This window comes from Stenotrophomonas maltophilia group sp. Smal12, assembly GCF_037079935.1.
Taxonomy (GTDB): domain Bacteria; phylum Pseudomonadota; class Gammaproteobacteria; order Xanthomonadales; family Xanthomonadaceae; genus Stenotrophomonas; species Stenotrophomonas sepilia.
Map to the genome: position 1 here is coordinate 50,730 of NZ_JBAWUK010000022.1, position 20,877 is coordinate 71,606.

At 65.9% G+C, this 20,877-nt stretch carries 15 protein-coding genes; 4 read left to right on the forward strand and 11 right to left on the reverse strand.

Annotation, left to right across the window (positions count from 1 at the left end):
- Positions 1-90: 90 nt before the first annotated feature.
- The 3 genes from betA to betI all read right to left on the reverse strand — a co-directional run bounded on the left by betA (position 91) and on the right by betI (position 3,976).
- Positions 91-1,773: a choline dehydrogenase gene (gene betA / locus WDC87_RS11515; protein WP_072168986.1), complete on the reverse strand. Its 1,683-nt coding sequence runs from the start codon at positions 1,771-1,773 to the stop codon at positions 91-93.
- Between the two features lie 101 nt (positions 1,774-1,874).
- Positions 1,875-3,347, reverse strand: coding sequence for a betaine-aldehyde dehydrogenase (betB, locus tag WDC87_RS11520; RefSeq protein WP_088497664.1), 1,473 nt, complete (start codon positions 3,345-3,347; stop codon positions 1,875-1,877).
- 38 nt (positions 3,348-3,385) lie between these two features.
- Complete coding sequence (betI, locus tag WDC87_RS11525; protein WP_065177626.1) at positions 3,386-3,976, reverse strand: transcriptional regulator BetI; 591 nt, start codon at positions 3,974-3,976, stop codon at positions 3,386-3,388.
- A gap of 170 nt (positions 3,977-4,146) precedes the next feature.
- On the opposite strand from betI, the gene WDC87_RS11530 reads away from it, so the two are divergent.
- Complete coding sequence (locus tag WDC87_RS11530) at positions 4,147-5,697, forward strand: BCCT family transporter (protein ID WP_252744344.1); 1,551 nt, start codon at positions 4,147-4,149, stop codon at positions 5,695-5,697.
- 146 nt (positions 5,698-5,843) lie between these two features.
- Here the strand turns inward: WDC87_RS11530 and acnA are convergent, their stop codons facing one another.
- Together acnA and bamE are read right to left on the reverse strand one after the other, a co-directional pair.
- Positions 5,844-8,597, reverse strand: a complete 2,754-nt coding sequence (gene acnA, locus WDC87_RS11535) for an aconitate hydratase AcnA (protein WP_072168982.1) — start codon at positions 8,595-8,597, stop codon at positions 5,844-5,846.
- 374 nt (positions 8,598-8,971) lie between these two features.
- The gene (gene bamE / locus WDC87_RS11540) at positions 8,972-9,331 is read right to left on the reverse strand and encodes an outer membrane protein assembly factor BamE (protein ID WP_252745191.1); all 360 of its coding nucleotides are present in this window, start codon (positions 9,329-9,331) and stop codon (positions 8,972-8,974) included.
- Between the two features lie 183 nt (positions 9,332-9,514).
- Here bamE and WDC87_RS11545 point away from each other — a divergent pair, with 183 nt between their 5' ends.
- The 3 genes from WDC87_RS11545 to acnB are packed head-to-tail and all read left to right on the forward strand — an operon-like array spanning position 9,515 to position 12,780.
- On the forward strand, positions 9,515-9,739 hold the full coding sequence (locus WDC87_RS11545) for an AbrB/MazE/SpoVT family DNA-binding domain-containing protein (protein WP_005409505.1): 225 nt from the start codon (positions 9,515-9,517) through the stop codon (positions 9,737-9,739).
- A 6-nt stretch (positions 9,740-9,745) separates the two neighbouring features.
- Positions 9,746-10,144, forward strand: a complete 399-nt coding sequence (locus tag WDC87_RS11550) for a type II toxin-antitoxin system VapC family toxin (protein WP_005416402.1) — start codon at positions 9,746-9,748, stop codon at positions 10,142-10,144.
- Between the two features lie 44 nt (positions 10,145-10,188).
- Complete coding sequence (gene acnB / locus WDC87_RS11555; protein ID WP_252745190.1) at positions 10,189-12,780, forward strand: bifunctional aconitate hydratase 2/2-methylisocitrate dehydratase; 2,592 nt, start codon at positions 10,189-10,191, stop codon at positions 12,778-12,780.
- A 144-nt stretch (positions 12,781-12,924) separates the two neighbouring features.
- On the opposite strand, the gene WDC87_RS11560 is transcribed toward acnB, so the two are convergent.
- The 6 genes from WDC87_RS11560 to WDC87_RS11585 form a co-directional block, all read right to left on the reverse strand.
- The gene (locus WDC87_RS11560) at positions 12,925-14,400 is read right to left on the reverse strand and encodes an XVIPCD domain-containing protein (protein ID WP_252745189.1); all 1,476 of its coding nucleotides are present in this window, start codon (positions 14,398-14,400) and stop codon (positions 12,925-12,927) included.
- Positions 14,397-15,035 (reverse strand): hypothetical protein, encoded by a 639-nt coding sequence (locus WDC87_RS11565; protein ID WP_088497667.1) that lies wholly within the window; start codon positions 15,033-15,035, stop codon positions 14,397-14,399. The genes WDC87_RS11560 and WDC87_RS11565 overlap by 4 nt, the downstream gene beginning before the upstream one ends.
- A 413-nt stretch (positions 15,036-15,448) precedes the next feature.
- A complete protein-coding gene (locus WDC87_RS11570; RefSeq protein ID WP_252745188.1) occupies positions 15,449-16,522 on the reverse strand; it encodes a chemotaxis response regulator protein-glutamate methylesterase in 1,074 nt (357 codons plus the stop codon).
- Positions 16,519-17,115, reverse strand: coding sequence for a chemoreceptor glutamine deamidase CheD (gene cheD / locus WDC87_RS11575; RefSeq protein WP_014037083.1), 597 nt, complete (start codon positions 17,113-17,115; stop codon positions 16,519-16,521). The genes WDC87_RS11570 and cheD overlap by 4 nt, the downstream gene beginning before the upstream one ends.
- Positions 17,112-17,981 carry a CheR family methyltransferase gene (locus WDC87_RS11580; protein ID WP_049416359.1) on the reverse strand — a complete coding sequence of 290 codons (870 nt, stop codon included), beginning with the start codon at positions 17,979-17,981 and terminating at the stop codon, positions 17,112-17,114. Before WDC87_RS11580 ends, cheD begins: the two co-directional genes overlap by 4 nt.
- 37 nt (positions 17,982-18,018) lie before the next feature.
- Positions 18,019-20,289 (reverse strand): methyl-accepting chemotaxis protein, encoded by a 2,271-nt coding sequence (locus tag WDC87_RS11585; protein ID WP_111007660.1) that lies wholly within the window; start codon positions 20,287-20,289, stop codon positions 18,019-18,021.
- Positions 20,290-20,877 lie beyond the last annotated feature (588 nt).

Consider the following 20,877-nt stretch of genomic DNA (forward strand, 5'->3'; position numbering starts at 1 on the left):
GGCCGCTGGCCGGCATCTGTGCTCGATCGGGATTCCGGTTGGTGCCGGCCAGCGGCCGGCACTACCGTGGCGCCAACCGGGCCGCTTGCGTCAGCCCTGCTTGCGCACCGGTGCGCCGTTGGCCTTGTAGTACGGCGCGGTGCTGCGGGCCAGCGGGGTGCGGCCGCGGATCACGTCGGCCAGCTTCTCGGCCATCATGATGGTCGGCGCGTTGAGGTTGCCGGTCACCACCTGGGGCATGATCGAGGCATCGACGATGCGGAGGCCTTCCAGGCCGTGCACGCGACCCTGGCCATCGACCACCGCCATCGGGTCATCGGCATGGCCCATCTTGTTCGAGCACGACGGGTGGTAGGCGGTCTCGGCATGCTCGCGCACGAATGCATCGATCTGCGCGTCGGTCTGCAGTGCACTGCCCGGCGAGATCTCGCGGCCGCTGTACGGGGCCAGCGCCGGCTGCGCGAAGATCTCGCGGGTGATGCGGATCGCCGCGCGGAATTCGCGCCAGTCCTGCTCGTGCGACATGTAGTTGAACAGGATGCTCGGATGTTCGCGTGGGTCCTTCGAGCGCACATGGATGCGGCCACGGCTGGGCGAGCGCATCGAGCCGACGTGCATCTGGAAGCTGTGCGCCTTGATCGGGTTGGAGCCGTTGTAGTTGATCGCCACCGGCAGGAAGTGGTACTGCAGGTTCGGCCAGTCGAACTCGGCGTCGCTGCGGATGAAACCACCGGCCTCGAACTGGTTGCTGGCGCCGATGCCGGTGCCCAGGAACAGCCACTCGGCACCGATCGCCGGCTGGTTGTACAGCTTCAGCGCCGGCGCCAGCGACACCGGCTTCTTGCATTCGTACTGCAGGTACATCTCAAGGTGATCCTGCAGGTTGGCGCCGACGCCGGGCAGGTGGTGCACCAGGTCGATGTCGAGGCTGCGCAGCAGGTCGGCCGGGCCGACGCCCGAGCGCTGCAGGATCTGCGGCGAGGCGATGGCGCCGCCGCACAGCAGCACCTCGCGGCGGGCGGTGGCACGCTGCGGCTGGTCGTGGTGCAGCCACTGCACGCCCACCGCGCGCTTGCCCGAGAACAGGATGCGGTCGGTCAGCGCGTGGGTGACGATGGTCAGGTTCGGGCGTGGCTTGGCCAGGTCCAGGTAGCCGCGGGCGGTGCTGGAGCGACGGCCGTTCGGGGTCACCGTGCGGTCCATCGGGCCGAAGCCTTCCTGCTGGTAGCCGTTGAGGTCGTCGGTGCGCGGGTAGCCGGCCTGCACCCCGGCCTCGACCATCGCAGCGAACAGTTCGTTGTTGCCGGCCTTGGGCGTGGTCACGCGCAGCGGGCCGTCACCGCCGTGGTAGTCATTGGGGCCGATGTCGCGGGTTTCGGCCTTGCGGAAGTAGGGCAGGCAGTCGAGGTAGGTCCAGTCTTCCAGGCCCGGCATGCTGGCCCAGTTGTCGTAGTCCATCGCGTTGCCGCGGATGTAGCACATGCCGTTGATCAGCGACGAGCCACCCAGGCCCTTGCCGCGGCCGCAGTCCATGCGGCGGTTGTTCATGAAGGGCTCCGGATCGGTCTTGTACGCCCAGTTGTAGCGCTTGCCCTGCAGCGGGAAGGCCAGCGCCGCCGGCATCTGGGTACGGAAGTCGAGCCGGTAGTCCGGGCCACCGGCTTCCAGCAGCAGCACGCTGACATCGGCATCTTCGGTGAGGCGGGTCGCCAGCACGTTGCCGGCCGAACCGGCGCCGATGATGATGTAGTCGTACTCGTTATGGGTGCTCATGGGTGTCTCCTGCAGGCCGGGGCGCGCTGCATGCAGGCGTCCCGGCGGAATGTCGGATCGGCGCGGAGGCCGGACGATGGGGCGTGCTCGGGGCGCGCCGGTCAGAACACGCTGGCGTAGTCGCCCAGCTCGACCTGCACCGACTTGATGCGGGTGTAGTGGCCGAGGGTGGAGATACCGTTCTCGCGGCCGACGCCGGATTCCTTGTAGCCACCGACCGGCATTTCGGCCGGCGATTCACCCCAGGTGTTGATCCAGCAGATGCCGGCTTCCAGGCGATGGATGATGCGGTGGGCGCGGCTGATGTCCTTGCTGACCACGCCGGCGGCGAGGCCGAAGGTGGTGTCGTTGGCACGACGCACCACTTCGTCTTCGTCGTCATAGGCGAGGATGCTCATCACCGGCCCGAAGATCTCTTCCTTGACGATGGTCATGTCATCGCGGCAGTCGGAGAACACGGTCGGCAGCACGTAGGCGCCGTTGGCCAGCGCGCCTTCGGTGGCACGGCCGCCGCCGGTCAGCAGGCGGGCACCTTCGGCCTTGCCACTCTCGATGTAGCGCAGCACGTTTTCCATGTGCGGGAAGCTGGTCAGCGGGCCGAAGTTGGTCTCGGCGGCCATCGGGTCGCCGATGCGGATGCGCTTGACGCGCTCGACGACGGCCGCCTCGAATGCGGCCAGCATGCTGCGCGGCACGAACACGCGGGTGCCGTTGGTGCAGACCTGGCCGGAGCTGAAGAAGTTGGCCATCACCGCAATGTCGGCGGCGCGGTCCAGGTCGGCGTCGTCGCAGATCACCAGCGGCGACTTGCCGCCCAGTTCCATGGTCACTTCCTTCAGCGACGAGGACGCCGCGCTGGCCATGACCTTCTTGCCGGTGGCGACGCCGCCGGTGAAGGAGATCTTTTCGATCACCGGGTGCTCGGTCAGCCACTGGCCGATCTCGCGGCCCGGGCCCTGCACGACGTTGAACACGCCGGCCGGCACGCCGGCTTCGGTGTAGATTTCGGCCAGCCGGATCGCGGTCAGCGGGGTCACTTCGGACGGCTTGAACACCATCGCGTTGCCCGCGGCCAGCGCCGGTGCCGACTTCCACATGGCGATCTGGATGGGGTAGTTCCAGGCACCGATGCCGGCGACCACGCCCAGCGGCTCGCGACGGGTGTAGAAGAAGCTCGATTCGCGCAGCGGCAACTGGATGCCTTCGATGGCGGTGGCCAGGCCGGCGTAGTACTCGACCACGTCGGCACCGGTGACGATGTCCACGGTGGTGGTCTCGGCCAGCGCCTTGCCGGTGTCCAGGGTTTCCAGGTGGGCCAGTTCGTCGTTGCGCTCGCGCAGGAGCTCGACGGCGCGGCGCAGGATGCGCGAGCGCTCCATGGCGGTCATCGCGGCCCACACCTTCTGGCCTTCGGCTGCGCTCTGCACGGCGCGTTCGACGTCGGCCTGGCTGGCGACCTGCACCTCGGCGATCACCTCGCCGGTGGCCGGGTTGATGGTCTTGAAGGTCTTGCCGCTGGTGGCATCGACGCGCTGGCCGTGGATGTAGAGCTGTTGGACGGGCAGGGTGGACATGGGGCGTACTCCTTGGAAGGGGGCGGGTGCTGAAGCGCTTATAGCGCGGCAGCCTGCAACTGGAAGTCGATGTAGCCGTAAGCGATGCGCCGGGACTTCTCGGCGTTGAACTGGCCGCCGACCAGGCTGCCGCGCAGCCACAGGCCATCAATCATCGCGGCCAGGCCGCGGGCGGCCAGGCGGGCCTGCGGATGGGGCAGCAGGCGGTTGAACTGGTGGCACAGGTTGGAGAACAGGCGCTGGTCGTTGGCGCGCTGCAGCCGGGCCAGTTCCGGCTGGTGCATGCTGGCGGCCCAGAAGGTGAGCCAGACGCGCATCGCGGTGCCGTTGATCTGGCTGTCGTCGAAGTTGCCATCGACGATGGCGCGCAGCTGCTCGCGCGGGTTGTCGCTGGCGTCGGCGCGGTAGCGGGCGACGGCGTCCTTCAGTTCGCGCAGGATCTGCCGCATTGCAGCATTGAGCAGGCCGTCCTTGTCGCCGAAGTAGTGGGCGACGATGCCGCTGGACAACCCCGCCTTCTTCGCGATGGTGGCGACGGTGGCATCGGCCATGCCGATCTCGTCGATGGTCTGGAAAGTGGCCCGGATCAGCTGTTCGCGCCGTACCGGTTCCACGCCTTTCTTCGGCATTGTCTCTCCACGGTTTGCGACCCGAAGGATCGGGCTGCCCGCCATTATGCTTTTTATTGATTGAACGTTCAATCAATAAACCCTAGGATGCGCTCGCGCCCCACGCCATGGGCCCGGTTTACCGGTCCGGCCCCGCCCATGTGCTCCCTCGGACTTGATGAGACGACCCCATGTCTTCCCTGGCTCATCCCAAGCGTTCGCCCCTGCGCTTGAACCGTTTTGTCTTCCTCAGCTCCTCGGTGTCGATCGGCATCCTCGGGCTGCTCACCGTTCTCTATCCCGAAGGCAGCGAGCACTGGCTGCAATGGGCGCAGGCCGAGGTCTCGGCCGCGTTCGGCTGGTGGTACATGCTGCTGATCGTGCTGTGCCTGGGCTCCGTGCTGTGGCTGGCGTTCTCGCCGTACGGCCGCATCCGCCTGGGCCACAACGAGGAATCACCGGCCTTCGGCTACGTGGCCTGGGTCTCGATGCTGTTCTCGGCCGGCATCGGCATCGCGCTGCTGTACTACGGCGCCTACGAGCCGCTGGATCATTTCCTCAATCCGCCCGGGCAGCCCGGCGGCACCGTGGCCGCCGGCCGCGAGGCGATGGTGCTGACCTTCCTGCACTGGGGCCTGCATGGCTGGGCGCTGTATGCGCTGGTCGGCGTGGCACTGGGCTATTTCGCCTATCGCCGGGACCTGCCGCTGGCGCTGCGCTCTGCGTTGTACCCGGTCTTCGGTGAGCGCATTCATGGCCGCATCGGCGACATGGTCGATGGCTTCGGCATCCTGGCCACGCTGATCTCGATGGTGACCAACCTCGGCATCGGCGCGCTGGTGGTGCAGTCCGGCCTGGTCTACCTGTTCCACATCCCGGATACGCCGCAGGTGCTGGTGGCGATCGTGCTGGTGATGATGGTGGTGGCCACCATCGGCGTGGTCGCCGGCGTGGAAAAAGGCATTGCCTGGCTGTCCAACCTCAACGTGCGCCTGCTGTGCGGCCTGCTGCTGTTCGTGCTGGTCACCGGCCCGACCCTGCACCTGTTCGACGGCCTGATCCAGAACACCGGCGACTACCTCGGCGCGTTCGTGCGCAAGAGCTTCGACATGTACCTCAACGACCCCAAGGGCCGCGAGTGGATGGGGTCGTGGACGCTGTTCTACTGGGCGTGGTGGATCGCCTGGGCGCCGTTCGTCGGCCTTTTCGTGGCGCGCATCTCGCGCGGCCGCACCATCCGCGAAGTGATCTTGGGCGTGCTGCTGATCCCGCTCGGCTTCACCCTGGCCTGGCTGTCGATCTTCGGCAACACCGCCATCGACCTGGTGCTCAACCATGGCCAGGCGATCCTGGGTGACGTGGCCCAGCACGATGCAGCGATGACCTTGTTCAAGCTGCTGGAATACCTGCCTGCGGCGCCGTACGTGGCCGGTGCTGCGGTGGTGATCGGCTTCGTGCTGTTCCTGACCCCGGTCGACTCGGGCACGCTGATGATCGCCAACCTGTGCACGCGTCGCGTTGACGATGGCGTGGAAGATGGCCATGACGCGCCGATCTGGCTGCGCGTGTTCTGGGCCGCCGGCATCACTGTGGCCAGCGTCGGCCTACTGCTGGCTGGCAATTTCAGCGCGATGCAGACCGCGGTGGTGCTGTGCGGCCTGCCGTTCTCGTTCACCCTGGCGTTCTACATGTGGGGCCTGTTGAAGGCCCTGCGCACCGACCCGGATCCGCCGCGCCGGTGATCGCTTCTGTAGAGCCGAGCCCATGCTCGGCTGCTGTTGGCGCAGAAGCAGCCGAGCGCAGGCTCGGCTCTACAAGGGCATCGCAAACGCAAAGGGCCGGATCCGCAAGGATCCGGCCCTTTCCTCAATCGGGCGCAGCCGCGCCGTTACTTGGCTGCCAGCTGGCGCAGCACGTACTGCAGCAAGCCACCATGGCGGAAGTACTCGACTTCCTTCGGGGTCAGCAGCATCACCGAGACCTCAAAGGTCTTCTTCGTGCCATCGGCCTTGGTCGCGGTGACCGTGGCGCGCTTGCTGGCACCGTCCTGCAGGCCGGTGATGTCGATCACTTCCGAGCCGTCCAGGCCCAGCGTCTGTGCGTTCTCGCCGTTGCGGAACTGCAGCGGCAGCACGCCCATGCCGACCAGGTTGGAGCGGTGGATGCGCTCGAAGCTCTCGGCGATGACCGCCTTCACCCCCAGCAGCAGGGTGCCCTTGGCCGCCCAGTCACGCGACGAGCCGGTGCCGTATTCCTTGCCGGCCAGCACCACCAGCGGCACCTTGTCGGCCTTGTACTTCATGGCCGCATCGTAGATCGCCAGCTTCTCCGGCTGGCCACCACCGGCCGGGTAGTACAGGGTGTTGCCGCCTTCCTCGCCACCGAACATCAGGTTCTTGATGCGGATGTTGGCGAAGGTGCCGCGGACCATCACGTCATCGTTGCCGCGACGGCTGCCGTAGCTGTTGAAGTCGGCCGGCTGCACGCCGCGCTCCTGCAGGAAGCGGCCTGCCGGCGAGTCCTTCTTGATGTTGCCGGCCGGGGAAATGTGGTCGGTGGTGATCGAGTCGCCGAACAGGCCCATCACGCGTGCGCCGTGCACGTCGTCGATGCTGCCGGTCTGCATGGTCATGCCATCGAAGTAGGGCGGGTTCTTGATGTAGGTGGAGGCGTCGCTCCACGCGTACAGGTTGCCGTCCGGCGAGGCGATGGTGTTCCAGCGGGTATCGCCCTTGAACACATCGGCGTAGTTCTGCTTGAACATCTCCGGGCCAATGGTGGCGGCGATGACGTCGCCGATTTCCTTGTTGCTCGGCCAGATGTCGCGCAGGAACACGGGCTGGCCGTCGCTGCCGGTGCCGAGCGGCTGGGTGGTCAGGTCGATGTCGGTGGTGCCGGCGATGGCATAGGCCACCACCAGCGGCGGGCTGGCCAGGTAGTTCATCTTCACTTCGGGGTGCACGCGGCCCTCGAAGTTGCGGTTGCCTGACAGCACCGAGGTCACCACCAGGTCGCCGGCGGCGATGCCGGCGCTGACTTCGGTCGGCAGCGGGCCGGAGTTGCCGATGCAGGTGGTGCAGCCGTAGCCGACCACGTAGAAGCCAATCTTCTCCAGCTCCTTCAGCACACCGGCCTTTTCCAGGTAGTCGGTGACCACGCGCGAGCCCGGGCCGAGCGAGGTCTTGACCCACGGCTGGCGGTTCAGGCCCTTGGCGGCCGCATTGCGGGCCAGCAGGCCGGCACCGATCATCACCGCCGGGTTGGAGGTGTTGGTGCACGAGGTGATGGCCGCGATCACCACCGCGCCATCCTTCAGCCGCACCTTGCGGCCTTCGATCTCGATGTCGGCGAAGCCTTTGGCCAGCTGCTCGTTGCCGACGGCGGCGCCGCCGCCTTCGTTGACGAAGGTGGCAACGTCCTCGCTGCGCTTGTCACGGTTGGCGGTCATGCCGACCAGCGCTTCGCGGTAGTTCTTCTGCACGTCTTCCAGCAGGACGCGGTCCTGCGGGCGCTTCGGGCCGGCCAGCGACGGCTTCACCGTGCCCATGTCCAGTTCCAGCGTGCTGCTGTACTGGGCGTGCGGGCTGCCCGGTTCGTGCCACAGGCCCTGCGCCTTGGCATAGGCCTCGACCAGGTTGATCTGCTCTTCGCTGCGACCGGACAGGCGCAGGTAGTTCAGCGATTCGGCGTCGATCGGGAAGATGCCGCAGGTGGCGCCGTATTCCGGGGCCATGTTGCCGATGGTGGCGCGGTCGGCCAGTGGCAGGTGCTGCAGGCCGTCACCGTAGAACTCGACGAACTTGCCGACCACGCCCAGCTTGCGCAGCATCTGGGTGACGGTCAGCACCAGGTCGGTGGCGGTGGCGCCTTCGGGCAGCTTGCCGGTCAGCTTGAAGCCGACGACCTGCGGAATCAGCATCGACGATGGCTGGCCGAGCATGGCGGCCTCGGCTTCGATGCCACCCACGCCCCAGCCGAGCACGCCGATGCCGTTGATCATGGTGGTATGGCTGTCGGTACCGAACACGGTGTCGGGGTAGGCAATGTCCTTGCCATCCTTCTGCGCGGTCATCACCACGCGGGCCAGGTTCTCCAGGTTCACCTGGTGGACGATGCCGGTGTTGGGCGGCACCACCTTGAAGTTGTCGAAGGCCTTCTGTCCCCAGCGCAGGAAGCCGTAGCGTTCCTGGTTGCGCTGGAACTCGATCTTGCCGTTGAGGTCCAGCGCGTCGGGCTTTCCGAACACATCGACCTGCACCGAGTGGTCGATGACCAGTTCGGAGGGAATCTGCGGGTTGATCTGCTCCGGCTTGCCGCCGAGCTTGACCACCGCATCGCGCATCGCGGCCAGGTCGACCACGCAAGGCACGCCAGTGAAATCCTGCAGGACCACGCGCGCCGGCATGAAGGCGATCTCGGTGTCCGGCTCGGCCGCCGGGTTCCAGCGGGCCACGGCTTCGATGTGGTCCTTGCCGACAGTGATGCCGCCGTCCTCGTGCCGGAGCAGGTTCTCCAGCAGGATCTTCATCGAGTAGGGCAGGTGGGAGATATCGAAGCGCTGGCCCAGCGTGGGCAGGCTGAAGTAGTCGTAGGTCTTGCCACCGACATTCAGCTGGCTGCGGGTGGAGAACGAATCGCTCATGCGGGTTAACTCCTTCTTGCGGATGGCTTGCAGTGGCCCGCGCATGGGCAGGCCTGCTTGCGGTGGCCGGCAGTCCGTGCCGCCGGGCAGAAGGCCAGTATCGCCGATGCCGTCGGGGCCGCAGAACTGCGGGCTCAGAACGCAAGGTTATAAATTCGTATGTAGTTTTCGTGTCATGGCGCCGCCGGACTTAGTGCGGGCTGACAGGCTCGAGGCAGTGCGGTGTGGCGCCGGGGGACAGGTGGACGGCAGCATGGGGGGGCTGCAGGCGCTGGGGGCGGAGCCGTGCTGAGCGATGGTCATCGTGGCGGTCGAGGCGTTCTTGACCGGGCACGGGGCGCGCCGCCGACGGGCAGCGCGCCAGTCAGTGGCGATCAGCCACCCAGGAACGGATTGCCGGTCTTGGCGGGAGCCGCGCCCTTGGATTTCACCTTGAGTACGTTGTCCTTGCCGAACTCAAAGACGGTCGATTCCTGCACGTTCTTTCCGAAGTGCTTGATCTTGGCGTAGTCGTAGTACCAGACCTGGGTGTCGCCAAGCTGCTCACGACGCGTCGGCGCTCCAAACTTCTCGCGGACCTGGTCCTGGGTCGCCTTGCCCACCTCCAGCTCGTCCAGTTGCTTCTGGGTGATCTCAGTGCCGGTGGTGTGGGCCGCGAACGGATTGGCGTGGGCCGGGCCTGCGGCCAGGGCCAGCGGGGTGGTCAGAGCCAGGGTCAGGATGAATGCGCGCATTGAACGTCCTTTTATGACGGAGGGGGCGTGCGGTGCCGGAGTGTCCCGGCCCGGTACAGCGAGGGCTGCCCGGCCAGTCTAGCGGTCGAATGCGACTGATTCTGGTTCAAGGTCACAGTTCGCCCGATTTGAGGTGCTTGCGTCAGGTATGTATAATTCATACATACTTTTTGAGGCCTACCCATGGAAGCCACCGTTGCAGAACGCGGACAGATCACCCTGCCCAAGGCGGTGCGCGATGCCCTCGGCCTGACCAAGGGCACGCTGCTGAAGGTCGAGCTGGACGGCAGCCGCATCATCCTGCGCAAGAGTGTTGACGATGCCATTTCACGGGCGCGCGGCAAGTTCGCGCTGGACGGCTTCGAGTCGTCCGATGCGGCAGTACGCGCGGTGCGCGACGAGGAATAAGCCGTGATGATCGCCGTCGATTCACCGGTACTGGTCGAACTGCTCAGCAACGGCCCGCAGGCCGATGCCGTGGAGGCCATCCTCCGGCAGAGCCTGGTCGGTGGCCGCGTGGTGGTCTGTGGCGCGACTCTGGCCGAAGTGTGCGCATCGCTGCGCGGTGGTGCCGAAGTGCTCGAAGCACTGGAAGAGATGGGCGTGCACTTCAACCCGATGGAGGCCAAGTCGGCGCTGCGCGCCGGCGAGATGCACCGCCGTCATCGCCAGCGCGGTGGCAGCCGCCGCAGCCTGGACGAATTCATGGTCGGCGCCCATGCACTGCTGCAGTGCGATGGCCTGATCACCTGGAACGATACGTTTTACCGCGACTACTTCAAGGGCCTGAAGCTGATCGTGCCGCACGCCTGAGCCCACTTTTGATTTTTCAACCTACGCATTACCCGGGAGTTGTCATGTTGGAAGCCTACCGCCACCACGTCGCCGAGCGCGCTGCGCTTGGCATCCCGCCGCTGCCGCTGAGCGCGCAGCAGACGGCCGATGTCATCGAACTGCTGAAGAACCCGCCGCAGGGCGAGGCCGAGTTCCTGCTCGACCTGCTGACCCACCGCGTGCCGGCCGGCGTCGATGACGCAGCCAAGGTCAAGGCGTCGTACCTGGCGGCGATCGCCCTGGGCAGCGAGCAGAACCCGCTGATCAGCCGCGAGCGCGCCACCGAACTGCTGGGCACCATGCTTGGCGGCTACAACGTTGCACCGCTGGTGCAGCTGCTGGACGACGCCAGCGTCGGCACCATCGCTGCCAACGGCCTGAAGAAGACCCTGCTGGTGTTCGATGCGTTCCATGACGTGCAGGAGAAGGCGAAGGCCGGCAACGCCAACGCCCAGGCCGTGCTGCAGAGCTGGGCCGAGGCTGAGTGGTTCACCAGCAACCCGGAAGTGCCGCAGAGCCTGGCCGTCACCGTGTTCAAGGTGCCGGGCGAAACCAACACCGATGACCTGTCGCCAGCACCGGACGCGACCACCCGCCCGGACATTCCGATGCACGCCCTGGCGATGCTGAAGAACAAGCGCGACGACGCGCCGTTCACCCCGGAAGAAGACGGCAAGCGCGGCCCGATCCAGCAGATCCTGTCGCTGAAGGACAAGGGCCACCTGGTCGCCTACGTCGGCGACGTGGTCGGCACCGGCTCCTCGCGCAAGTCGGCCACCAACAGCGTGCTGTGGTGGACCGGCGATGACATTCCGTACATCCCGAACAAGCGCGCCGGTGGCGTGTGCCTGGGCGGCAAGATCGCCCCGATCTTCTACAACACCATGGAAGATGCCGGTGCGCTGCCGATCGAGCTGGACGTGTCGAAGATGGAGCACGGCGATGTCATCGAGCTGCGTCCGTACGAAGGCAAGGCGCTGAAGAACGGCGAAGTGATCGCCGAGTTCCAGGTCAAGTCCGACGTGCTGTTCGACGAGGTGCGTGCCGGTGGCCGCATCCCGCTGATCATCGGTCGTGGCCTGACCGGCAAGGCGCGCGAAGCGCTGGGCCTGGCCCCGACCGACCTGTTCCGCCTGCCGGTGCAGCCGGCCGATACCGGCAAGGGCTTCTCGCTGGCGCAGAAGATGGTCGGCCGCGCCTGTGGCCTGCCGGAAGGCCAGGGCATGCGCCCGGGCACCTACTGCGAACCGAAGATGACCTCGGTCGGCTCGCAGGACACTACCGGCCCGATGACCCGTGACGAGCTGAAGGACCTGGCCTGCCTGGGCTTCTCGGCCGACCTGGTGATGCAGTCGTTCTGCCACACTGCCGCTTACCCGAAGCCGGTGGACGTCAAGACCCACCACACCCTGCCGGAGTTCATCTCCACCCGTGGCGGCGTTTCGCTGCGCCCGGGCGACGGCGTGATCCACAGCTGGCTCAACCGCATGCTGCTGCCGGACACCGTCGGTACCGGTGGTGATTCGCACACCCGTTTCCCGGTGGGTATTTCGTTCCCGGCCGGCTCGGGCCTAGTCGCCTTCGCTGCCGCCACCGGCGTGATGCCGCTGGACATGCCGGAGTCGGTGCTGGTGCGCTTCAAGGGCAAGATGCAGCCGGGCGTGACCCTGCGTGACCTGGTCAACGCGATCCCGCTGTACGCGATCAAGTCGGGCCTGCTGACCGTGGCCAAGGCGGGCAAGAAGAACATCTTCTCCGGCCGTATCCTGGAAATCGAAGGCCTGCCGGATCTGAAGGTCGAACAGGCGTTCGAACTGTCCGACGCCTCGGCCGAGCGTTCGGCGGCCGGTTGCTCGGTGCGCCTGAACAAGGAGCCGATCATCGAGTACCTGACCAGCAACATCACCCTGCTGAAGTGGATGATTGCCGAGGGTTACCAGGATCCGCGCTCGCTGCAGCGCCGTATCGAGAAGATGGAAGCGTGGCTGGCCAACCCGCAGCTGCTGGAGCCGGATGCGGACGCCGAGTACGCCGCCGTCATCGAGATCGACCTGGCCGACATCCACGAGCCGATCGTGGCCTGCCCGAACGACCCGGACGACGTGAAGACCCTGTCCGAAGTGGCCGGTGCCAAGATCGACGAGGTGTTCATCGGTTCGTGCATGACCAACATCGGCCACTTCCGCGCCGCTGCCAAGCTGCTGGAAGGCAAGCGTGACCTGCCGACCCGCCTGTGGGTGGCCCCGCCGACCAAGATGGACGCCTCGGAACTGACCAAGGAAGGCGTGTACGGCACCTTCGGTGCTACCGGCGCTCGTATGGAAATGCCGGGCTGCTCGCTGTGCATGGGCAACCAGGCGCAGATCCGCGAAGGTTCCACCGCGATGTCGACCTCGACCCGCAACTTCCCGAACCGTCTGGGCCGCAACACCAACGTGTACCTGGGTTCGGCGGAACTGGCGGCGATCTGCTCGCGTCTGGGCCGCATCCCGACCAAGGAGGAGTACATGGCGGACATCGGCGTGATCAACGCCAATGGTGCGGAGATCTACCGCTACATGAACTTCGACCAGATCGAGGAATACCAGGACGTGGCCAGCACGGTCGCTGCCTGATGCGGTAACGGAAAACCCCCGGCTCGCGCCGGGGGTTTTTTGTGAGCGGACGACGCATGGTAGTGCCGGCCGCTGGCCGGCATCCCGTTGAAATGAAAAATCCCCGGTGAGAGCCGGGTTTTTCATTGTGCCCGGCCAGGTGGCCTAGCCCATCCGCCTCGCGGTGAGGACCTGCTCGTGGGCGAGGTCCTGCTGGGCGACCTGCTGTGCCTGCGAAATCTGCTCGGCCTTGGCGAGCGACTGTTCTACGGGCGTATTGACGGCCTCACTGATTGGAACCGACGCCCGCAGGTGTGCTGGATTGTCGAGCGCTCCCTGCACAACGAACATGCGAGAGACTGAGCCATCGCTGGGTGAATTGCCCAGTACAACATGATCGACGTGTTCCAGGCCGCTGCCCTTGGCCGCCGCAAGCAGGCCGGCCGTCACGCGCTCACTGGTTTCATCGAAGCTGCGCCCGTGCCTGGCATCCACGGTGGATACACCATCGCGAATCTGCCGGTAGAGCGCATGGTCTGGATGGCCTTCCTTCCTGGGATCCAGGCCTGCCTTGTCCAAGGTTGATTCAATGCTCTCCTGTAAAGGGTTCTTGGGAGAGAAAGCGGGATTGCTGAGAGAGGGCGAGCCCTTGCCGGTTGCATCCGGGATCAGTTGCTCCCCCGGCTTGAGCGCATTCTGGGCCCGCTGCTCCGCTTCAGCCTCGCGGCGGGCGTATGCACCGGCTTCCTCGACACCGCGCAGGAAATTGATACCGTCGCGCAGCAGACCGGGCCCGCCGCCGACAAGCACGGTCGCACCCGCACGCAGTTGATGAACATCACTGCGGTAGTCGGCAATCCGGCGCAGGTCCTCAGGATCCCTGACCCGCGCCTGTGGGTTGTCCAGTACAGATTGCACCGGACCCTTGTCGGTCATGCGATCAAGGAAATGAACCAATCGATGGGAATCGCCCAACTGGACCGCCACCGCGGCGGACATGACATGGCCGCTCTTCATCCCGGGTGTTCCGATCGAGGCGATGCGCTGGCCGTGCTCGGCGTTGCGCAGGATCTCCAGTTCCCTGGGCAGCGCATACATCTCGACCTTGCCGTAATGGGGACCGCCGGCACTGACCAGGTCGCCTGCCATCACATGGTTGGTGAAGGGTGCCGCGTTGGCTGGCTGGCCTTCAGGAAGGCGATATGCCAGCCCGGCGGCACCGTAGGGATTGAACGCGTCGCCGGGGAGGTTGTAGTGGTGTGCAGTGATCTGCGCGAGCGCGCCGCCCAAGGAGTGGCCGGTGACGTGTACTGGCCCGGCTCCCCTTTCTTCGGCCAGCCTGAGGGCTTGCTTTGTCAGCGCCAGCGCGTCAGTCAGTTGCGCGTTGAATCTGGCGGTGACCATCGCGGCGTCGATGCCGCCATCAAGCATGGGCTGACGATCAAACTCGGTACCGCGATGGGCGACGATGACTTCCTTTGTATTGATGTTGAGGTAGACAATACCCTGATATCCGCTCCCAGAGTCACGACAAGCGAGGACCTCATACTTTGTTCCGCCGACGGTGATGTCGGAACTGACGGGCGGAAGCGGGTCCTTACAGACATCGTCCGAAAGCGCCGCGCTTTCTTTAGGATTCATTGCGATGCTCCTTCAATCCGTGTGGAGACTTCGATTGGAAAGTATTCCTCGCGCTTCTCTGGGGGCATCTTTTCGTACCAACTTGAAGGCTCGGTTGGCGTCCGCTCTGTCGACTGTCCTGTGGTCAAGGGCGGCAATGCGCGCTTTACGTAAGCAGTGAAGGTTCTCCCGCCCTCAATTTCCGTGAATAGTGCTGCGACGGACGCTCGGATTGGGCGATCATCGATGATGAAGGGGAATGAAGCTTCCACAAGCACGGGTGTCCAAGTGCACGGGCCACGACCGTAATAGTCGGCAACTTCCATACCGTCGTTGAAAACAGCACTGCTGAATTCAGTTGCACTGAGGCGCTGTGCCTGAACCTCAACCTTGTGCTGGTTCGGCTCGTATTGCACCCCCTCCCAATTGTTGACCGGAGGCAGACAGAGTGGGTCTATCTCATACGTGACGAAGACCGAAGGAACGGGGACATCCACGGGTGCATCGTGGACCCGAATCACAATCGGCAGCGCATCCCTGGGCGCAGGATTCTCGCGATAGACCGGGAACGAGCGTTCCTTGTTGCAGCCTGCAACAACCAGTGTGATCAAGGCGATCAACGCAACATGAGCAAGGCTGGGGACGGATTTCAGCATGAGCGGTCCACGTCGCTGCAGGATTGTCCTTGATCCTTGGAACATGCGGTCTCATCACGAACGACGGCGCCACATCCGGGCAAATGCGACAGGTTGCGCAGTGGGTATTGTCCGTTACCCGGACTTCCCACCCTGTGTACCCGAGCAGCGCGGCCTTGCGGGGTAACGTTCATCGGCGTTCCATTGCTGTGCGATACCTGACTATACGACCCGCTCCAGCCGCGCTCCAGTCGGTGTCCTGCGGGCCTCCCGTTTGCCGCGCATGGCTTGCGGCAGGATCAGATCTCGATCAGCGCCGTTGAAACATCAATGGTCGAAAGTGCTGGCGGCGGATCGGCAATTGAGCCTGACGTCTCTTGGAGGTGTCCAGCAGGGAGCGGAGCCGAGCGTGGGCTCGGCTCTACAGGGGCCTGTCAGCCGCGGGCGAGGGCGAGCAACCGCTCGGCGACCCGCTCCAGCGGCACCTGTTCCTCGGCAGCGCCCAGCTTGAACGCGGCGCCGGGCATGCCCCAGACCACGCTGGTGGCCTCGTCCTGCACCAGTGTGGGCGCGCCGGCCTGGCGCATCTCCAGCAGGCCGCGCGCGCCGTCGTCACCCATGCCGGTGAGGATGGCACCGATGGCATTGCCACCGGCGCTCTGCGCGACCGAGCGGAACAGCACGTCCACCGCGGGCTTGTGCCGGTTCACCGCCGGGCCGTCGTCGATGCGGCAGCGCCAGCGCGCACCGTCGCGGATGATGCGCAGGTGCTTGCCGCCGGGCGGCAGGTAGGCGTGGCCGGGCAGTACTGCTTCGCCGTCGCTGGCCTCGCGCACGGCCATCGCCGAATGGCGGTCCAGTCGCTCGGCGAAGGCGCTGCTGAAGCTGGCCGGCAGGTGTTGGGTCATCACCACGGCGGGTGCATCGGCAGGCATGCCTTCCAGCACCACGCGCAGCGCTTCGGTGCCACCGGCCGACGAGCCGATCGCGATCAGGCGGTCGGTGGTGCGGAACTGCGGCGAGGCAGCACGCATCGCCGGCGTTGCGTCCAGCGTGAGCTTGGGGGCGCTGGCACGCACCAGCGGGCGCACGCGCGAGCGCGCCGCCATCTTGACATTGGCGATGATCTCCTCGGCATAGCCCTGCAGGCCACGGGCCACGTCCAGCTTGGGCTTGGAGACGAAATCCACGGCGCCCAGCGCCAGTGCCTGCAGGGTGGTGTCGGCGCCTCGCTCGGTCAGCGAGGAAATCATCACCACCGGCAGCGGATGCAGGCGCATCAGGTTTTCCAGGAACGCCAGCCCGTCCATGCGCGGCATTTCCACGTCCAGGGTGATCACGTCCGGAAGCAGGCGCTTGATCTTCTCGCGCGCCAGCAGCGGGTCAGCCGCGGTGCCGACCACGTCGATGGCCGGGTCGCTGGACAGGATTTCCGTGAGCATCTGCCGCACGACGGCGGAGTCGTCGACGATCAGGACCCGGCAGGGGGCGTTGCCGGTGAAGGTCATTCGAACAGCTCCACGCCACCGGTGACCGGCGCCTTGGACAGGCGCGCACGCACCGCCGATTCGGTGGCGGCCACCTCGGCCTCATGCGCATGCGGCAGGCGCTGCACCACCACGCGGCCGGTATCGGCGAAGAACCAGATCTTGCGCGGATGGATGCCGCACAGGTCCTCGGCAATGATCGGAATGTGCTCGGCCTGAAGGTACTGGCGGACGAACTCGGCGTTGCGGGTGCCAACCGGGTTGCTGGTGAAGCCCTTCAGCACGTTGGCGCCACCGAACACCTTGGCCTCGATGCGCTTGCGGTGGGCACCACGCTTGAGCATGTCGTTGATCAGCAGTTCCATCGCGTAGCTGCCGTAGCGCGCGGGCGCGCCGTCACCGGCGTTGCCCTCGGGCAGCAGGAAGTGGTTCATGCCGCCGATCTTCAGCACCGGGTCGCGCAGGCAGGCGGCTACGCACGAGCCCAGCGTGGTGGTCAGCGCGGTGGTGTCATCGACCACCAGGTACTGGGTGGGCAGCAGCTTGGCGGCGATGGTCTGGAAGCGCGCATCCTGGTAGCGCATCACATCGTCGGTACGCAGCGAAGCATTCATGCGCCGGCCTTCGCCGCACGGCGGTACAGGGTGCGGCCGCAGGGCTGGATCAGGTCGGCGGCGTGCAGATAGTTCTCCGAATGGCCGGTGTAGAGCAGGCCGTCATCGGCCAGGTGCTGCACCAGACGGCCGAGGATCGCGCGCTGGGTCGGCTTGTCGAAGTAGATCATCACGTTGCGGCAGAACAGTGCGTCGAACGGGCCACCGACGTCGTAGCGCGGGGCGAGCAGGTTCAACGGGCGGAATTCGATCAGCTCGCGCAGCGCAGGCAGTACGCGGCACTGGCCCTCGTTGGGGCCGCTGCCACGCTGGAAGTAGCGGCGGCGCAGGTCCGGATCGAGGCTGGCGACGCGATCGATGTTGTAGACGCCGCGGCCGGCGGTGGCCAGCACCTGGGTGTCGACGTCGGTGGCGATGATGCGCACCGGCGGCTTCAGGGTGCCAAAGGCCTCGCACGCGGTGATCGCCATCGAGTAGGGCTCTTCGCCAGTGGACGCTGCGCACGACCACAGCAGCAACGGCGTGCGGCTGGAGCGCTGCTGCAGTTCTTCGCGCAGCTTGTCGAAGTGGTGCGGTTCGCGGAAGAACGAGGTCAGATTGGTGGTCAAGGCGTTGGTGAACGCCTGCCACTCGTCACCATCTTCCTGTTCCAGATGGTCCAGGTACTGCTGGAAGCTGCGCATGCCCAGCGTGCGCAGGCGGCGCGACAGACGGCCGTAGACCATGTCGCGCTTTGCCGGCGCAAGCGCAATGCCCACGCGCTGGTAGATCAGGTCGCAGACGCGGCGGAAATCACGGTCGGCGAACTCGAATTCGCGTGGGCCGGTAACGATGGGAGTAGGACTTTGCACGGGGGACGTGTCCATCGGCGGGGGCGGCGGCCGAAGCCGCCACGGGTGGGTCTCAGAATTCCTGCCAGTCGCTGTCGCTGGCGGCGAAGGTGCTGGCGTTGCTGCTGCGACGTACCGGCGCGGGGGTGCTGGTCGGCTGCGGACGTGCCACGGTGGTGATGCGCGCCGGTTCCACGCGCTCGGCGACAGCCTTCACTGCGGCCGAGACCTGGTTGTCGAGCCGGAAGATCGCCACGGCATCTGCAAGCTGTGCGGCCTGGTCTTCCATCGCACGTGCGGCAGCGGTGGCTTCCTCCACCAGTGCGGCGTTCTGCTGGGTGGTTTCGTCCATCTGCACCACGGTCTGGTTGACCTGCTCGATGCCCGCGCTCTGTTCCTGCGAGGCCGCGGAGATTTCGGCCATGATGTCGGTCACGCGCTGCACCGAGGCGACGATCTCGCCCATGGTGGCGCCGGCCTTGTGCACCAGCGCCGAGCCATCGTTGACCTTGCCGACCGAGTCGTCGATCAGGCCCTTGATCTCCTTGGCGGCAGCGGCTGAGCGCTGGGCGAGGGTGCGCACTTCGCTGGCGACCACGGCGAAGCCGCGGCCCTGTTCACCGGCACGCGCGGCTTCCACGGCGGCATTCAGCGCCAGGATGTTGGTCTGGAACGCAATGCCGTCGATGACGCTGATGATCTCGGCGATCTTCTTCGACGAGGCTTCGATGGCGGACATGGTGGTGACCACCTGGCCGACGACCTCGCCACCCTGCGAGGCGACGCCATGGGCGCCGATGGCGAGCTGGTTGGCCTGGCGGGCGTGCTCGGCGTTCTGGCGCACGGTGGAGGTCAGTTCCTCCATCGAGGCGGCGGTTTCCTCCAGGTTGGCGGCCTGCTGCTCGGTACGGCGCGACAGGTCGCTGTTGCCCGAGGCGATCTCGCCGGCGGCCAGGGTGATGCTGGAGGCGCTGGCCTGGATCTGGCCGACGATCTGGGTCAGCTGCGCGACCGTGGCGTTGGCATCGTCGCGCATGCGGGCGAACACGCCCTGGTAATCGCCGTGCATGCGCGCGGTCAGGTCGCCCTCGGCGATGGCCGACAGCAGCTGCGACAGCTTGCCGAGGTTGTCATCGCTGACCGCCATCATCGCGTTGAGGTTTTCCAGCATCAGGCGGAAATCGTGGTCGAAGCGCTGCGCATCGCCACGGCGGCTGAAGTCGCCGGCAGCGGCGGCGCTGGCCAACTGCTTGATCTCGGCGTTGATGCGGCCGAGGTTGGCCTTGACGGTGTCGACGGTGGTGGTCATCGCCGCCTTCTCGCCCGGGTAGCGGGCGATGTCGCGGCTCAGGTCACCGACCGCGTACTGCTGCACCACGTCCAGCACATCGTGCAGGGTCTGCACGTGGCTACCCACCAGGGCGTTGGTTTCCTGCACCATCAGCCCGTATTCGCCGGGGAAGGCGCTGGCGTCGATGCGGTAGCTGAGTTCGCCACCGTCGTGGCGGCGGGCCATTTCGCGCTGGCCGGTGATGACCGCATGCAACTGCTGCTGCATGCCGGCCATGGCGTCCAGCAGGCGACCGGTTTCATCGTGCGGCTGCGGTCCGATGTGGCTGTCGAGCTTGCCGGCGGCGATGCCTTCGGCGACGGCTGTGGCCTGCTTCAGCGGTACCGCGATGCGGTTGCCGATGACCCAGCTCAGGGCCAGTACGATCAGCACCAGGACGCCGCCGGAGACTGCCATGATGGCGGTGAACACCAGCGCCTGCTTCTGCACGTCGTCCATGTAGACGCCACTGCTGACCACCCAGTTCCACGGCGCGAACAGGCCGGCGTACGCGACCTTCTCGACCTCGCCCTTGCTGCCCGGCTTGGCCCAGCGGTAGTTGACGAAGCCGCCGCCGGCGCGAGCCGCTTCGACCTGGTCGTAGTAGATCCGTACGCCGTCGTCGGTGTGGAAGTCCTTCATGTCCTTGCCGACCAGGTCCTTGCGGAACGGGTGCATCAGCAGGCGGTAGCCGGTGTCGTAAATGTTGAAGTAGTAGGTATCGTTCCCGGCGCGCATGACCTCCAGCGCCTGCAGCGCGGCGCGCTTGGCGGCCTCTTCGCTGAGTTCGCCGGTGCCGGCCAGGCGGTGGTAGTGCTGGAGGATGCCGTAGCTCAGTTCGACCTGGGTCTTCAGCGCAGCCTTGCGGGTCTCGGTCAGGTCAAGGTACTGCATGCGGGCGGCGATCACCGACAGCGCGATCACGCCGAGCGCGATGAGCAGCGTCAGCAGGTTGAGCTTGCGCCGGACGGAAAGATTGCTGAAGTAGTGTTGCCAGCGATGCAGGAGATTCATCGAGCAGGACCAGGTCGAAGCGGGCGGGCGGCGCCGTGCCGGTCACGGCGGGACAAGCGGTGACAACCCCGTTATCGGCCGTCAGGGCGGGGGATTGAGGTGCGGTGTCCGAACGTATTCAGGTTTCCGTGCAGCGGCGGCTGCGGCGCTGCCTGCGGCAGGCTGGTTTTGAAGCAACAGCAACAGCAACAGCAACAGCAGTTGGTCGGCGCTGGATTGTCAGTAGGTGGCTGGGCCGGGGTGGGCAGCCAGGACACGCCGTAAACCCGTCCATGGGGGCTCGATGGCGCCATCCATGGCGCCAACGGTCCTGCCTACCCACCCCGGCCCAGCCCTCTCGGCATTTCGGTGTCGGACGGAAAGAGCGTTGGGGTTCCAGGTGGAAAGAGGGGTGATATACCTTTTTCTGCGGCAAAACGATAATTACCCCGAATTGACCTGGGGTTTGTTTTTTGGTGTTTTTTCTTTAATACCGGGGGGACGGCCCCGGAAAATCTCCGTGGCCGGGGGGGTGGGTTGGGCATGGGTGTCGCCGGGCAGGATGGCGCGGCCAACCCCCCATCGTCAATTTACCCCCCAGAAATGGAC